This is a genomic window from Pseudomonas japonica (genome assembly GCF_900188455.1).
GTDB classification, from domain to species: Bacteria; Pseudomonadota; Gammaproteobacteria; order Pseudomonadales; family Pseudomonadaceae; genus Aquipseudomonas; species Aquipseudomonas japonica.
The window spans coordinates 77,833-92,873 of record NZ_FZOL01000022.1; the positions used below are offsets into that span (position 1 = coordinate 77,833).

11 protein-coding genes are annotated in these 15,041 nt (G+C 65.6%); 1 reads left to right on the forward strand and 10 read right to left on the reverse strand.

The window, feature by feature from the left end:
- Position 1: 1 nt before the first annotated feature.
- Positions 2-3,148 (forward strand): CusA/CzcA family heavy metal efflux RND transporter, encoded by a 3,147-nt coding sequence (locus tag CHB99_RS23125; protein WP_042130638.1) that lies wholly within the window; start codon positions 2-4, stop codon positions 3,146-3,148.
- Positions 3,149-3,719: 571 nt separating this feature from the next.
- Here the strand turns inward: CHB99_RS23125 and CHB99_RS23130 are convergent.
- From CHB99_RS23130 to CHB99_RS23175, 10 genes are all read right to left on the reverse strand, one after another.
- Positions 3,720-3,917 carry a hypothetical protein gene (locus CHB99_RS23130; protein WP_141137326.1) on the reverse strand — a complete coding sequence of 66 codons (198 nt, stop codon included), beginning with the start codon at positions 3,915-3,917 and terminating at the stop codon, positions 3,720-3,722.
- Between the two features lie 117 nt (positions 3,918-4,034).
- Entirely contained in the window at positions 4,035-4,868 is an 834-nt protein-coding gene (locus CHB99_RS23135) for an alpha/beta hydrolase (protein ID WP_042128844.1), read from the reverse strand.
- Positions 4,869-4,882: 14 nt separating this feature from the next.
- The gene (locus CHB99_RS23140) at positions 4,883-7,234 is read right to left on the reverse strand and encodes a TonB-dependent siderophore receptor (protein WP_042128843.1); all 2,352 of its coding nucleotides are present in this window, start codon (positions 7,232-7,234) and stop codon (positions 4,883-4,885) included.
- Between the two features lie 76 nt (positions 7,235-7,310).
- Positions 7,311-8,222: a DUF4880 domain-containing protein gene (locus tag CHB99_RS23145; RefSeq protein WP_042128841.1), complete on the reverse strand. Its 912-nt coding sequence runs from the start codon at positions 8,220-8,222 to the stop codon at positions 7,311-7,313.
- Positions 8,219-8,737 carry a sigma-70 family RNA polymerase sigma factor gene (locus CHB99_RS23150; RefSeq protein ID WP_042128840.1) on the reverse strand — a complete coding sequence of 173 codons (519 nt, stop codon included), beginning with the start codon at positions 8,735-8,737 and terminating at the stop codon, positions 8,219-8,221. Before CHB99_RS23150 ends, CHB99_RS23145 begins: the two co-directional genes overlap by 4 nt.
- Positions 8,738-8,821: 84 nt before the next feature.
- Complete coding sequence (locus CHB99_RS23155) at positions 8,822-10,390, reverse strand: alkaline phosphatase D family protein (RefSeq protein WP_042128838.1); 1,569 nt, start codon at positions 10,388-10,390, stop codon at positions 8,822-8,824.
- A 207-nt stretch (positions 10,391-10,597) separates the two neighbouring features.
- Complete coding sequence (locus tag CHB99_RS23160; RefSeq protein ID WP_089266650.1) at positions 10,598-11,341, reverse strand: amino acid ABC transporter ATP-binding protein; 744 nt, start codon at positions 11,339-11,341, stop codon at positions 10,598-10,600.
- Positions 11,338-12,447, reverse strand: coding sequence for an amino acid ABC transporter permease (locus tag CHB99_RS23165; RefSeq protein WP_042128834.1), 1,110 nt, complete (start codon positions 12,445-12,447; stop codon positions 11,338-11,340). The genes CHB99_RS23160 and CHB99_RS23165 overlap by 4 nt, the downstream gene beginning before the upstream one ends.
- Positions 12,448-12,457: 10 nt before the next feature.
- Entirely contained in the window at positions 12,458-13,636 is a 1,179-nt protein-coding gene (locus CHB99_RS23170) for an amino acid ABC transporter permease (RefSeq protein WP_042128832.1), read from the reverse strand.
- Positions 13,637-13,702: 66 nt separating this feature from the next.
- Positions 13,703-14,743 carry an amino acid ABC transporter substrate-binding protein gene (locus tag CHB99_RS23175; RefSeq protein WP_042128830.1) on the reverse strand — a complete coding sequence of 347 codons (1,041 nt, stop codon included), beginning with the start codon at positions 14,741-14,743 and terminating at the stop codon, positions 13,703-13,705.
- Positions 14,744-15,041 lie beyond the last annotated feature (298 nt).

A 15,041-nucleotide genomic window follows, 5' to 3' on the forward strand; every position in this document is an offset into this window, starting at 1 on the left:
CATGTTTGAACGTCTGATTCGCTTCGCCATCGAGCAGCGCATCGTGGTGATGATCGCCGTGCTGCTGATGGCGGGGATCGGCATCTACAGCTACCAGAAGCTGCCGATCGACGCGGTGCCGGACATCACCAATGTCCAGGTGCAGATCAACGCCTCCGCCCCCGGCTACTCGCCGCTGGAGACCGAGCAACGCATCACCTTCCCGGTGGAGACCGCCATGGCCGGCCTGCCGGGACTGCAGCAGACCCGCTCGCTGTCGCGCTCGGGGCTGTCCCAGGTCACGGTGATCTTCGCCGACGGCACCGATATCTTCTTCGCCCGCCAGCAGGTCAACGAGCGCCTGCAGGTGGCCAGGGAGCAGTTGCCCGAGGGGGTCGAGGCGGTGATGGGCCCGGTGTCCACCGGCCTCGGCGAGATCTTCCTGTGGACCGTCGAGGCCGAGGACGGCGCACGCAAAGCCGATGGCACGCCCTACACGCCCACCGACCTGCGCGAGATCCAGGACTGGATCATCAAGCCGCAACTGCGCAACGTGCCCGGCGTGGCCGAGATCAACACCATCGGCGGGCATGCCAAGCAATTCCAGATCGCCCCCGATCCCAAGCGCCTGGCCGCCTACAAACTGACCCTCAACGACCTGGTCGCCGCCCTGCAGAGCAACAACGCCAACGTCGGCGCCGGCTTCATCGAGCGCAGCGGCGAGCAGTTGCTGATCCGCGCGCCGGGCCAGGTGGGCAGCATCGAAGACATCGCCAATATCGTCATCTCCAGCGTCGACGGCACGCCGATCCGGGTGAGCAACGTCGCCGAGGTCGGTATCGGCCAGGAACTGCGTTCCGGCGCGGCCACCGAGAACGGCCGCGAAGTGGTGCTGGGCACGGTGTTCATGCTGATCGGCGAGAACAGCCGCAGCGTGTCCCAGGCGGTGGCGGCCAAGCTGGAAGAGATCAACCGTACCCTGCCCGAAGGCGTGGTCGCGGTCACGGTGTACGACCGTACCCACCTGGTGGAAAAGGCCATCGCCACGGTGAAGAAGAACCTGGTCGAAGGCGCGATCCTGGTGATCGCCATCCTCTTCCTGTTCCTCGGCAATATCCGCGCCGCGCTGATCACCGCCATGGTGATTCCGCTGTCGATGCTGTTCACCTTCACCGGCATGTTCAACAACAAGGTCAGCGCCAACCTGATGAGCCTCGGCGCCCTGGACTTCGGCATCATCGTCGACGGCGCGGTGGTGATCGTCGAGAACGCCATTCGCCGCCTGGCCCATGCCCAGCATCGCCACGGGCGCATGCTCAGCCGCAGCGAGCGCTTCCAGGAAGTCTTCGCCGCCGCCCGCGAGGCGCGCCGGCCGCTGATCTTCGGCCAGTTGATCATCATGGTGGTGTACCTGCCGATCTTCGCCCTCACCGGGGTCGAGGGAAAGATGTTCCACCCCATGGCCTTCACCGTGGTCATCGCCCTGCTCGGCGCCATGCTGCTGTCGGTGACCTTCGTGCCCGCGGCCATCGCCATGTTCGTCACCGGCAAGGTCAAGGAAGAAGAAGGCGTGGTCATGCGCAAGGCGCGCCTGGGCTATGCCCCGGTGCTGCGCTGGGTGCTGGAACACCGTAACGCGGCCTTCGCCGCCGCGGTCGCCGCCGTGGTGCTGAGCGGCGCCCTGGCCAGCCGCATGGGCAGCGAGTTCATCCCCAGCCTCAGCGAAGGCGACCTGGCCCTGCAGGCCCTGCGCGTGCCGGGCACCAGCCTGAGCCAGTCGGTGGACATGCAGCAGCGCCTGGAGAAAGCGGTGATGGAACAGGTGCCGGAAGTGCAGCGGGTGTTCGCCCGCACCGGCACCGCGGAAATCGCCGCCGACCCGATGCCGCCGAACATCTCCGATGCCTACGTGATGCTCAAGCCCAGGGAACAGTGGAGCGATCCCGGCAAGTCCCGCGAGGCGATCATCGCCGCCGTGCAGCAGGCCGCGGCCAGCGTGCCGGGGAGCAACTACGAGCTGTCGCAGCCGATCCAGTTGCGCTTCAACGAGCTGATTTCCGGGGTACGCAGCGATGTCGCGGTCAAGGTGTTCGGTGACGACATGGATACCCTCAACCGCACCGCGGCGAAGATCGCCACGGCGCTGCAGGGCGTCCAGGGCGCCTCGGAAGTGAAGGTGGAACAGACCACCGGCCTGCCGGTGCTGACCATCAACATCGACCGGGAAAAGGCCGCGCGCTATGGCCTGAACATCGGTGAAGTACAGGATGCCGTGGCCATCGCCGTGGGTGGACGGCAGGCCGGTACCCTGTACGAAGGCGACCGCCGTTTCGACATGGTGGTGCGCCTGTCCGAAGCCCTGCGCACCGACGTCGCGGGCCTGTCCGAACTGCTGATCCCGGTGCCGGCCAATGCCGCGCTGGGGGCCGAGCGCATCGGCTTCATCCCGCTGTCCCAGGTGGCCAGCCTCGACCTGCAACTGGGGCCGAACCAGATCAGCCGCGAGAACGGCAAGCGCCTGGTGGTGGTCAGCGCCAACGTGCGCGGTCGCGACCTTGGCTCGTTCGTCGAGGAGGCCAGTGCCACGCTGGAGCGCGACGTACAGGTGCCGGCGGGCTACTGGACGACCTGGGGCGGCCAGTTCGAGCAGTTGCAATCGGCGGCCAAGCGTCTGCAGGTGGTGGTGCCGGTGGCACTGCTGCTGGTGATGACCCTGCTGTTCCTGATGTTCAACAACCTCAAGGATGGCCTGCTGGTATTCACCGGGATTCCCTTCGCGCTGACCGGTGGCGTGCTGGCCCTGTGGCTGCGCGACATTCCGCTGTCGATCTCGGCGGGGGTGGGTTTCATCGCCCTGTCGGGGGTGGCGGTGCTCAACGGGCTGGTGATGATTTCCTTCATTCGCAACTTGCGGGAAGAAGGCGCGAGCCTGTCCAGCGCGGTGACCGAGGGCGCTCTTACCCGCCTGCGGCCGGTGCTGATGACGGCGTTGGTGGCGTCCCTGGGCTTCATTCCGATGGCGTTGGCGACAGGCACCGGGGCCGAAGTGCAGCGGCCGCTGGCGACGGTGGTGATCGGCGGGATTCTCTCGTCCACGGCGCTGACCTTGCTGGTGTTGCCGGCGTTGTATCAGTGGGCGCATCGGCGGGATGAGGAAGAAGTGGCATAAAAACGAAGCCCACGGTGCGAACCGTGGGCTTTTCTTTTGACCTTGGTTTCTCGACTGTTCTCCTGGGCCTCATCGCTGCATGGGTATCTACACATCTTTGAAGGCTTGGCGGGGAATCGCATCAAGGCCGCCAGGTGCCTGTCTTGAGTCTTGCAGCGCTCTGAAGATCGAGCGCCGCCCGCGCGGCGCATCGCGAGCGCGCTCGCTCCTACATTTTTTGCAACGTGCCATGGCCTGTGGGAGCGGCGTCGCCAGCCTTTGTCGCTTGGCGATCTATCGGGGGAAGCTGTTGGGGTCTACGCGATACCGCGTCGTGCAAACAAGGCGGACAACCATGGCCTGTCAGACATAGGTACGTTGCAACAAATGTAGGAGCGAGCGCGCTCGCGATGCGCCGCGCGGGCGGCGCTCGATCTTCAGAGCGCTGCAAGACTCAAGACAGGCACCTGGCGGCCCTGATGCAGTTTCCTGTCAGGCTTTCGGAGTTGTGTAGATACCCATGCAGCGATGAGGCCCTCACAGACAACAAAAAAGCCAGGCATTCGCCTGGCTTCCGGGTACTTCGCAATCCTCAACTGTCCGCCTTCTTGCCATCCTTCTCCTGCTTCACCACCTGCTCCTTGCCCTCATCGCCGCGATCCCCCCACAGCCGCTGCTGCTCGGCCTGGAACTGCGCCTGGAAGCGCTGGATCCGCTCGAATCCGTCTTCCGCCTGGGCAACGCCGGCGCCGCTGGCGAACAGACCGGCAAGCACAATGACCTTGAGCACTCGCATAACACACCTCACCTGTTGCAGGGCCACAGGGAATTGCGACCCTCGATGCCCGCCAGTCTAAGAAGCCGCAGCTAACAGCAAGGTGAGGCGCAGATGACAATCCCGAAAGCTTCAGTAGCGCCGCGTACTCATCAGCTCGTCCAGCACCCGGTTCGGCACACGGAACGGAATCGCCGCATGGTCCTCCCCCGCCTCGATCTGGAAGTCGCTGCGCAATCCATACTGCGACAGGTTCTCCAGACGCAGCTGCAACGAGCGCACGTCCTGGATCTCCTGGGGCATCTCGCGATCCCCGGCGACCAGGCTCAGGCTGCGGTGGATCAGGTCCAGCTTCCCGGCATGGGCCTTGGCCGTGAACGCCTTCTCATGGGCCAGCAGGTAACGGTCCTGCCACCACAGGCTGGGGCTGATGGCGACGTAGTGCTGGAACAACTGCGGCCGGGTAAACAGCGTGTAGATGGCGAACATCCCGCCGAACGAATGCCCAACCAGGCTGCGCTGGTCCTGGTCGACCTTGAAGCGCTCGTTCACCCTGGGCATCAGGCGCTGCTCGATGAAGTCGAGGAACACGTCCTGCCCACCCTGCGGCGGGTCGTTGCGCTCGGCCGGGGCCGGCGGCGACAGGTCGTAGGCGCGGCGGACGAAGTCCAGCGGGGTGTCGCTCGGGTAGCCGATGCCCACCAGGATCGCCCCGCGCAACCGGTCCTGGGCTCGCTTGGCGGCATGGAACGCCGGGAAGTAGGCGTTGCCGTCGAGCAGGTAGATCACCGGATAGCCGCCGGTCCAGGGCACGTCGCCCTCCGGCAGGCTGACCATGATCCGGTACTCGCGCCCCTCGGCGCTCTTCATCGTCCATTGCTCGGTGCCATCCAGGGTCACCGGTTCGGCCTGGGCCGCCGCGCTCAACAGCAGGATGCCGAGGGCTTTCAACAGGGTACGCATCATGGTCCGCCCTCCCCTTACCAGCGATAGCTGAGGCTGGTGACCACGCTGCGCGCTTCGCCGCGGTAGCAGTAGCCGTCCTGGCAGTTGATGAAGCGCTTGTCGAACAGGTTGCGCGCATTGAGCGCCAGGCGCACGCCGTCCAGGCCACCGCCGAAGTCGTAGTGCACGCCGGCATCGACCAGGGTGTAGCCCTCGTTCTTCACTTCGTTGGCCGGGTCGCCGTAGGTGCTGCCGGTGTAGCGCGCGCCGCCGGACACGCCGACGCCGAACGGCAGCTTGTAATCCAGCCACAACGCGGCGAGGTGGCGCGGCACGTTCTTCGGCACCTTGCCCTGGTCGCCGTTGTTGCCCTTGGTCACTTCGGCGTCGTTGAAGGCGTAGCTGGCGGTCAGGCGCAGGTTGTCGCTGACATCCGACACCGCTTCCAGCTCCAGGCCACGGGACACCTGTTCGCCGGTCTGCACGTTGTTCAGCGGGTTGACCAGGTCACGGGTCTGCACGTTGCTCTGGGTCAGGTGGTACAGCGAGCCGGTGAGCAAGGTACGGCTGCCCGGCGGCTGGTACTTCAGGCCGACCTCGAACTGCTCGCCCTCGGTGGGCTTGTACGGTTGGCCGCTGGTATTCACCCCGCTGACCGGGAGGAACGAGGTGGCGTAGCTGGCATAGGGCGCCAGGCCGTTGTCGAACAGGTAGAGCACGCCCAGCTGGCCGGTGGTCGCCGAGTCGCGGGTGGTGCTGTTGATGTCGGTGAGGTTGTCGTCACGCCGCACATGCACCCAGTCGCGACGCAGGCCGGCGGACAGACGCCAGTTGTCCAGCTCGATCTGGTCCTGGACGTAGGCGCCCATGCGGTGCTCCAGGCCGTCCTGGTCGGCCAGCGGATCGGTCGGCTTGACCACCGGCTGATGGTAGTTCGGCGCCCAGCGGTCGATGCCCGGCGCCGGGCCCCAGGCGTACAGCAACGAGGTGTCGAGCCAGGCGTAGTCGACGCCGCTGACCACGGTGTGGTGCAGGTTGCCGGTGGAGAAACGGCTGACCAGACGGGTGTCGGTGGACAGCGAATTCATGTCCTCGTACAGCCCGACCGCGTAGCGATCGAGCAGGTGCCCGTCGATCAACGCCGTGGGTTGCAGGTACTGGTTGGTGGTGCTGACCTGGCCGTAGCGCAGGTTCTGCTGGACGCTGAAGGTCTCGTTGAAGTCGTGCTCGAACTCGTAGCCGAAGGTCCACTGCCGCTGGTGCAGCTTGTCGTAGTACTCGTCGCCCTGCCAGAAGTCGGTCAGGTGGTCACCCTCCTGGAGCATCATCGGCGAGGCCGCGGTCTGCCGCTCCTGGTACTGGGCCAGGAGGGTCAGGCGGGTGTCCGGGTCGATCTGCCAGCTCAGCGACGGCGCCAGCAGGCGCGACTGGTTGTCCATCTGGTCGACCGAGTAGCCCGAGTCGCGGTATAGGCCGACGGTGCGGAACAGCACGTCGCCGGCCTCGTCCAGCTTGCCGCCGACATCGAACTGGCCCTGCTCGTGGCCGTAGCTGCCGGCCTGCACCTGCACCTCGTTCTTCGCCAGCAGGCTCGGGCGCTTGCTGACGCGGTTGACCATACCGCCGGGGCTGATCTGCCCGTAGAGCACCGAGGCCGGGCCCTTCAGCACTTCAATGCGCTCCAGCGCATAGGCCTCGGTGGAATACAGCGACAGCCAGCCGCTGCCGGGCTGGCGCAGACCGTCGAGGAAGTCGGCGGCGATGGTGGTCTCGAAGCCGCGTACCTGGATGTTGTCGAAACGCGGGTCCAGGCCCGAGCTGCCGACCCGCACCCCGGCGCTGTAGGCCACCGCGTCCTCGACCTTGTTGACCTTGCGGTCGTTGATCTGCTCGGCCGTGACCACGCTGACGCTCTGCGCGGTTTCCAGGATCGACTTGTCGCTCTTGGTCGCACTGCTGGCGTTGCTGGCGAAGTAACCGTCCACCGGGGCGAAGGCGCTCTGCATCGCGGTGCTGTCGATGCGGGTCGGTTCCAGTTGCAGACCGGCGCCGCTGTCGCGCAGGACGACGAAGCCGGAAGCGGTGCGATGCGCCACCAGGCCGCTGCCCTGGAGCAGTTGCGCCAGGCCGTCCGCCAGCGAGCCGCCGGCATTCAGGCCGCTGCTGTTCAGTCCGCGCACATCGTCGGGGGCATAGGACAGGGTGATTCCGGCGCGCTCGGCGAAGCTGCTCAGGGCCTGGGCCAGCGGCCCCGCCGCTACCGCCGGGGCGACGCCGGCCGGGGTTTCGGCGAAGGCCGGCAGGCCGCCCAGGGCCAGTGCCAGGCACACGGCGCGGGACAGGGAGCGAGGCGGAAAGGGAAATGGCTGAAGTCGGGCGGAGCGCATGACGATGTCCAATGAGGGAGAGATATCCCATAACCGGACGAGTCCCTGAAGTCCGACAAAAAATTTTCCCCCGCGTCTAGGCGGGGACCAGGCGTACCCACCAGCGCGTGCGTTCCACCAGCTTCACCGGCAGCAGGTGGGTGAGGTTGTCCAGCAACGAGGCCGGGTCGTCCAGGCGGAACACGCCGGACAGGCGCAACTCGGCGATACGCGGGTCGCACCCCAGCCAGCCATGGCGATAGCGCCCGGCCTCGGCGAGGAATTCGCCCAGGCGAATGTCGTTGACCACCAGCAGGCCACGGCTCCAGGCGAACGGATCGAAGGGACTCTTGCCCAGCTCGGTCATCGCCGCCGCCGACACGCCCAGGCCCTCGCCCGCCAGCAGGCGGCGCTGCCCCACCGGCGAGCGGACCAGCACCTCGCCGCGATCGACGCGGATCTCGCTGAAGCCGTCGCGCTCACGCAGCACGACCCGCGCGTCGCTGCCGCTGCATTCGGCGAAACGGCAGCGGGCCTGCCAGCGCGGGCCGTCCAGCAGCACTTCGCCAGCGCGCAGGAGCAGTTCGCCGCCCCGCACATCCACCGCGCTGTCGCCGTTGAGCAGCACCTGGACGCCGTTGCCCAGGCTGAGGCTGCGCCGTTCGCCGAGACCGGTGGCATAGCCGGCATGCCAGGCCGACGGCAGGCTGACGGCGGTCAGCGCACCGCCACCGACGAGCAGGCCGAGCATCTTCAGGGTGCGCCGCCGGCTCAGATCGGCGGAGGCGCGATTGAGCAACGGGATGCTCTGTTCGGCGCTGGGCAACTGGCTGGCCTGGAACATCCCGGCCATCTGCTGCAGGCGCTGCCAGGCCAGTTGGTGGCGAGGGTCGCGGCGCAGCCAGTCATGAAAGGGCTCCTGCAACTGCGGATTGCCGCGCAGGCGCATCTGCCACTCGATGGCGCTGCGCACGATGTTTTCCGGAACGCGCTCGCCGGCCGGGCTCATGTCGGCGTCTCGAAGCACAGGCGATAGCAGTGCAGCAGCGCGTTGGCCACGTGGCGTTCCACGGTGCGGCTGGACAGGCCCAGTTGCGCGGCGACCTGGGCGTGGGTCAGGCCGCCCAGCTGGTACAGGAGGAAGGCTTCGCGCACGGCGGGCTTGAGGCCTTCAAGCATCTGCGCGATGCGTTCCAGGCATTGCAGGGCTTCGTGGCGGACTTCCGGCGAGGGATGGCTGGCTTCAGGGAGTTGTGCCAGGGCTTCCAGGTAGGCGCGCTCCAGCGCATCGCGGCGCCAGTGGTCGATGACCAGGCCACGGGCGATGCGGGCGAGCAAGGCGCGGGGCGCGCGGGCGGTGATCGGCTGGTTGCGCACCAGCAGGCGCACGAAGGTGTCCTGGGCCAGGTCCGCGGCCTGCTGCGAACAGCCGACCGAGCGCCGCAGCCAGCCGTTCAGCCAACCGTGATGGCTGCCGTAGAGCACTTCGAAAGGAACGATGGAATCCGCTTCATGTGGCGACATGGCACTCCCCGTAGCCGGAACGGCTGGATACGGGGCGGCACATTAATAGCGAATCATTCTTATTTCAACTTTTTACACCGTGCCTCACTCCGCCCGCATCACCGGATCGATGACCTGGGTCAGCAGGTGCTCATGCCCCTCGACATGCCAGTTGGCCCAGATCCGGCCTTTCTTGTCCGGCTCCAGGCTCAACCAGTTGCGCTCGGGCACCAGGTAATGGCCCTTGAAGCCGATGGGCAGCATCCTGGCGCTCACGCCGTATTCGATGGTTTCCTGGCCGGCGCCGAACTTCTCCATGAAGTACACCGCCACCGCCGGCGGCGGCGTGTGCACGATGCCGGTGGACACCAGCTGGAAGATCACCCCCGCGCCATTGCCATGCTGCGGCAGCGTCGACTCGATCACCGCGGCCGCGGCGACATGGACATCGCCCGAAACGATGGTGACCCGCGTACCCAGTGCGGAGAAATCCAGCAGGCGCTTGATCAGACGCTGGCGCTCGTCGCGATGCGGCTTGCTGCGCCAGTGGTCGCGCAAGTCGTCTTCCAGCTCCCAGGTTCCCGGCAGCGCATTGAGCGCCACCTCGGCGGCATTCAGGTCGAGGTAGGCCACCGGCAGGCTGGAGCACACCAGCAGATGCCGGGGTCTGGCCGCGGACAGGCCCTTGAGCCAGGCGAAAATGGAATCCCAGGTGGCCTCGGAAGCGATGCGGGTCGGCGTGAAGCTGCCGTCCTCCTTCTTCTTGAGGTCAGGTTGGCGCTCGCTGCGCAGGTCCGGCACCAGGATCGCCAGCTCGCCCAGGCCCGCATAGACCAGGGTGAAGCCCTGCACCGGCGCGGGTTTCTCGGAAACCACAGGCAGCGCGGCCGGGTGGGTTTCGCCCACCTTGAGCTGCTGCTGGAACAACCGGTAGTACGCGGAAGCCAGCCTGAACAGGTTCTGGTAGACCTCGCTCTCATGCAGGTCCTGCGGGTAGGAACCCCAGCCATCGGTGATGTCGTGGTCATCCCACATCGCCACGTAGGGGATCGCCTGGAGCATCTGGCGCACCCCTTCCTGACTCCAGCGCGAGACATAGAGCTCAGCGAGGAACTGGTCGACCTGGTCCTCCAGCTTCTTGTTCCAGGTCGCCCCCACCTGCTCCTTGTGCGAAAGCTCGGACCAGTCCTTCATCGGCCCGGCGAGCACCGCCAGCGAATCGGTGTAGACCTGGTCGCCGCCCATCAGCAGCAGGTGGAACTCCTTGTCCTTCACGGCATGTCGCTGGCCCATGTCGAACCAGCGCTCGTTGGCCCTGTCGATGACCTTCTTGCGGTACTTCTCGGCGGAAAAACCGTTGCATGACTCGTAGGCGATGCACGGCGACTCGCCCGCGGCGGGCACGTGAAAGCTCGCCAGGCCGTTGCCGACATCGATGTCGCAGCGCAGCGCGGTGTTTTTCTTCTGGGTGACGGCGACCTGGATTCGCCAGACATTGCGCGTCGGTTTGCCGAACGGAATGGCGGCGATCTTCTCGACATCGATCAGCTTGCAATTGACCAGTTTGGCCACGGGTGGCGGATCACCCAGGTCGCTGACCAACAACGCCGAAACGCGATACTTCCCGGCATGGATTCCCTGAAAGTGCACTATCGGGCCGAGTCGCAGACTCATGGCTGATCCTCCCTGATCGTTGGGCAGCAGTCGATTGGCTGTGAATTGCGAGGTAACAATTTGATGCTAGCTGCCGCGCAAGAATCCGCCACACAAAACGATTTTCACGGCCCGGCGTGGGGCCCTTCGCAATCCCCCGTAGGAGCGTGGCTTGCCCGCGAAGGACCGCGCAGGCAAGCCAGCTCCCACGGGGGGAGATGCGCTCAGTCAATGCAGGATCTGACTGAGGAACGCCCGCGTCCGCGGATTCTGCGGATCATCGAAGAACGCATCCGGCGCCGCCTGCTCCACGATCTCGCCCTTGTCCATGAAGATCACCCGATCCGCCACCGTCCGCGCGAAACCCATTTCATGGGTCACGCACAACATGGTCATGCCGTCCTCCGCCAGGCCGACCATGGTATCCAGCACCTCCTTGACCATCTCCGGGTCCAGCGCCGAGGTCGGTTCGTCGAACAGCATGATCTTCGGCTTCATGCACAGCGCCCGGGCGATCGCCACACGCTGCTGCTGCCCACCGGACAACTGCCCCGGGTACTTGTGCGCCTGATCCGGAATGCGCACCCGCTCCAGGTAGTGCATGGCAATTTCCTCGGCCCGGCGCTTGGGCATCTTGCGTACCCACATCGGCGCCAGGGTGCAGTTCTGCAGGATGGTCAGGTGCGGGAACAGGTTGAAGTGCTGGAACACCATGCCCACCTCGCGGCGGATCGCTTCGATCTGCTTGAGGTCGTTGGTCAGTTCCACCCCGTCCACCACGATCCTCCCCTGCTGATGCTCCTCCAGCCGGTTGAGGCAGCGGATGGTGGTGGACTTGCCCGAACCCGACGGCCCGCACAGCACGATGCGCTCCCCCGGCCGCACGCTGAGGTTGATGTGCTTGAGCACATGGAACTGCCCGTACCACTTGTTCATGTCGTGGATTTCGATAATCGGTGCCTGACTCATCATTCGTTCTCCTGACGCTTGTGACCGGTGTCCAGCCGACGCTCCAGGCGCCGCGAATAGCTGGACATGCCGAAACAGAAAACCCAGTACACCAGGGCCGCGAACACATAGCCCTCGGTGGCCATGCCCAGCCAGGCGGGATCGGCGGCGGCCTGCTTGACGCTGTTGAGCAGGTCGAACAGGCCGATGATCACCACCAGGCTGGTGTCCTTGAACAGGGCGATGAAGGTGTTGACGATGCCGGGGATCACCAGCTTCAGGGCTTGCGGCAGGATCACCAGGCCCATCGAGCGCCAGTAGCCCAGGCCCATGGCCGCGGCGGCTTCGTACTGGCCCTTGGGAATCGCCTGCAGGCCACCGCGCACCACCTCGGCGATATACGCCGACTGGAACAGGATCACCCCGATCATGGCCCGCAGCAGCTTGTCGAAACTCATGCCCTCGGGCAGGAACAGCGGCAGCATCACCGACGACATGAACAGCACCGTGATCAACGGCACGCCGCGCCAGAACTCGATGAAAGTCACGCAGACCACCTTCACCGCCGGCATCTTCGAACGCCGGCCCAGGGCCAGGAGGATGCCCAGCGGCAAGGCTCCGGCGATGCCCACGGTGGCGATCACCAGGGTCAGCATCAGGCCGCCCCACTGGCTGGTGGCAACCAGCGGCAGGCCGGCCACGCCGCCACGCAACAGGCACCAGGCGAGCAGCGGATACAGCAGCAGGAAACCCAGGGCATAGCCGGCCTTGCGTGGAAACCGGCGCAGGAACAAAGGCGCCGCGCCGAGCACTGCGCTGAGCACCGTGAGATCGACGCGCCAGCGCTGCGCCGTCGGGTAGTAGCCGTACAGGAACTGGTCGAAGCGCTGCTGCACGAACACCCAGCAGGCGCCCTGCCCGCTGCAGTCGGCGCGGCTGCCGCCGATCCAGTCGGCATCGACGATCGCCCACTGCAACAGCGGCGGCGCGATCAGCCAGACCAGGTACAGGGCGAACAGGGTCAGCAGGGTATTCAGCCAATTGGAAAACAGGTTGGCGCGCATCCACGCCAGCGCACCCACCGTGCGCACCGGCGGCGGCATGTCGGGCTTGAAGACGAAGGCATTCATCCGTGGCTCCTCAGCGTTCGATCAGCGCGATGCGCTTGTTGTAGGCGTTCATCAGCAGGGAAATGCCGATGCTGATGGCCAGGTACACGCTCATGGTGATGGCGATCACCTCGATGGCCTGCCCGGTCTGGTTGAGCACGGTGCCGGCGAACAGCGAGACCATTTCCGGATAGCCGATACCGGCCGCCAGCGAGGAGTTCTTCGCCAGGTTCAGGTACTGGCTGGTCAGCGGCGGAATGATCACCCGCAGCGCCTGGGGAATGATCACCTTGCGCAGCGTCGGCCCTTCGCGCAGGCCGAGGGAGCGGGCCGCCTCGGTCTGGCCGTGGCTCACCGAGCGGATCCCGGAACGGACGATCTCGGCGATGAACGCGGCCGTGTAGATGGTCAAGGCCAGGGTCAGCGCCAGCAGTTCGGGGATCAGTACCCAGCCGCCAGCGAAGTTGAATCCTTTCAATTGCGGCAGTTCCCAGCTCAGCGGGTTGCCGAACAGCAGCACGCTCAGACCCGGGATCACCAGCAGCAGGCCGACGGCGGCCCAGAAGGTGTGGAACGGCTCACCGCTCGCCTCGAAGCGACGGTTGGCCCAACGCAGCATGGCGACCACCGCGACGATGGCCAGCAGAACGGCAATCACGAACGGCCAGAAACCTTCGGCGATCGAGGCGCCGGGCATGTTCAGGCCGCGGTTGCTGATGAAGAAGGTGTCGTTGAGGTTGATGCTGCCCCGCGGTCCCGGCAGGGTCAGGAACACGGCGAAGTACCAGAACAGGATCTGCAGCAGCGGCGGGATGTTGCGGAAGGTCTCGACGTAGACCGTGGCCAGCTTGTTGATCATCCAGTTCGGCGACAGCCGCGCCACGCCGATGATGAAACCGAGCAGCGTGGCGAGCACGATACCGATGCCGGTGACCAGCAAGGTGTTGAGCAGACCGATGACGAAGACCCGGGCGTAGCTGTTGGCCTCGGCATAGGGGATCAGGTGCTGGGCGATGCCGAAGCCGGCGCTGCGTTCGAGAAAGTCGAAGCCGGAGGTGATGCCGCGATGCTGGAGATTGCTCTGGGTGTTGTGGAACAGGTACAGGCCGACCGCGACGACCGCGAGGACCGTGACCACCTGGAACAGCAGTGCGCGCAGGCGCGGATCGGCCAGCGACAGCCGGCGCGAAACGGGGGAAAGACTGGACATGATCGAGACTCTGCAAAACGGAGCGAAAGCGGGTTTGCCCGGCGCCAGGCCGGGCGATGCCGGTGATCAGCGCACGGGCGGTCCGTACTGCAGGCCACCCTGGTTCCACAGGGCGTTGAGCCCGCGCTTGATCTTCATGTCGCTGCCCTGGCCGAGGTTGCGCTCGAAGGACTCGCCGTAGTTGCCGACCTGGGAAACGATCTGCACCACCCAGTCGTTGCGCAGGTTGAGGTCCTTGCCGAGGACGCCGTCGACGCCGAGCAGGCGCGCCACATCCGGGTTCTTCGTGCTCTTGGCCAGTTCGCCGACATTCTTCGAGGTGACCCCGAGTTCCTCGGCGTTGAGCATGGCGATCTGGGTCCAGCGCACCACCGAGAACCATTCTTCGTCGCCACGCCGCACGGCGGTGGACAGCGGTTCCTTGGAGATGATTTCCGGCAGTACCGCGTAGTCGTCCGGTGCCGCCAGCTTCAGGCGCTGGCCGTAGAGCTGCGACTGGTCGGCGGTGAGCACGTCGCAGCGCCCCGACTCCAATGCCTTGAACGATTCGTCGGAGGTGTCGAAGGAGATCGGTGTGAACTTCATGCCGTTGCCGCGGAAGTAGTCGGCCAGGTTCAGTTCGGTGACGGTGCCGGCCTGGATGCAGAAGGTCGCGCCGTCCAGTTCGCGGGCGCTGCTGACGTTGAGTTTCTTGCTGGCGAGGAAGCCCTGGCCGTCGTAGTAGGCCACCCCGGCGAAGAGGATGCCCATGGAGCCGTCACGCGAGGAGGTCCAGGTGGTACTGCGCGAGAGCAGGTCGACCTCGCCGGACTGCAGGGCGGTGAAGCGTTCCTTGGCGGTCAGCTGGGTGTAGCGGACCTTGCTCGCGTCGCCGAAGATCGCCGCGGCCACGGCGCGGCATACATCGACATCGAAGCCGTGGAAATCGCCCTTGGTATCGGCGAAGGAAAAGCCCGGCAGGCCGTCGCTGATGCCGCATTGCACGAAACCTTTTTTCTTCACGTTGTCCAGGGTGGTGCCGGCCATGGCCGGGGTGGACAGCAGCGTCGCCAGCGTCAGGGCGGTCAGGCCCAGGACGGCGGTGCGGGGGGTGTTTGCTTTTTTCATTTCTATCGCCTCGTTTTATTCAGGACGAGCGCTCCCGCCGGTCGATCGGGATCGCCGGGAAACGCGCAAACCAACAGGGAAAAGGCAGAAAGCAGCGGGTGGGCGGTCAGGGCCCGGAGACAACGTGGATAACGTCGGTAAGTGGCATCGCTGGCCCTCTTTTTATTCTTTGGAAAAAGGCCCCCGTGTGCAGGGGCCAAGTGTGAAGCGCCGTCAGAGCGTGCGTTAGCGGCTCTGGCTGCAACGTAACGGCAAAGGGGGCGAGAGAAAAAGCGAATAATTTTGCAAATAGGCGTAA

Excerpts from the sequence above, each read along its gene's own strand:
- CHB99_RS23125 (WP_042130638.1), top strand. The coding sequence starts at position 2 with ATGTTTGAACGTCTGATTCGCTTCGCCATCGAGCAGCGCATCGTGGTG.
- CHB99_RS23135 (WP_042128844.1), bottom strand. The coding sequence starts at position 4,868 with ATGATGCGTACCCTGTTGAAAGCCCTCGGCATCCTGCTGTTGAGCGCG.
- CHB99_RS23140 (WP_042128843.1), bottom strand. The coding sequence starts at position 7,234 with ATGCGCTCCGCCCGACTTCAGCCATTTCCCTTTCCGCCTCGCTCCCTG.
- CHB99_RS23145 (WP_042128841.1), bottom strand. The coding sequence starts at position 8,222 with ATGAGCCCGGCCGGCGAGCGCGTTCCGGAAAACATCGTGCGCAGCGCC.
- CHB99_RS23150 (WP_042128840.1), bottom strand. The coding sequence starts at position 8,737 with ATGTCGCCACATGAAGCGGATTCCATCGTTCCTTTCGAAGTGCTCTAC.
- CHB99_RS23155 (WP_042128838.1), bottom strand. The coding sequence starts at position 10,390 with ATGAGTCTGCGACTCGGCCCGATAGTGCACTTTCAGGGAATCCATGCC.
- CHB99_RS23160 (WP_089266650.1), bottom strand. The coding sequence starts at position 11,341 with ATGATGAGTCAGGCACCGATTATCGAAATCCACGACATGAACAAGTGG.
- CHB99_RS23165 (WP_042128834.1), bottom strand. The coding sequence starts at position 12,447 with ATGAATGCCTTCGTCTTCAAGCCCGACATGCCGCCGCCGGTGCGCACG.
- CHB99_RS23170 (WP_042128832.1), bottom strand. The coding sequence starts at position 13,636 with ATGTCCAGTCTTTCCCCCGTTTCGCGCCGGCTGTCGCTGGCCGATCCG.
- CHB99_RS23175 (WP_042128830.1), bottom strand. The coding sequence starts at position 14,743 with ATGAAAAAAGCAAACACCCCCCGCACCGCCGTCCTGGGCCTGACCGCC.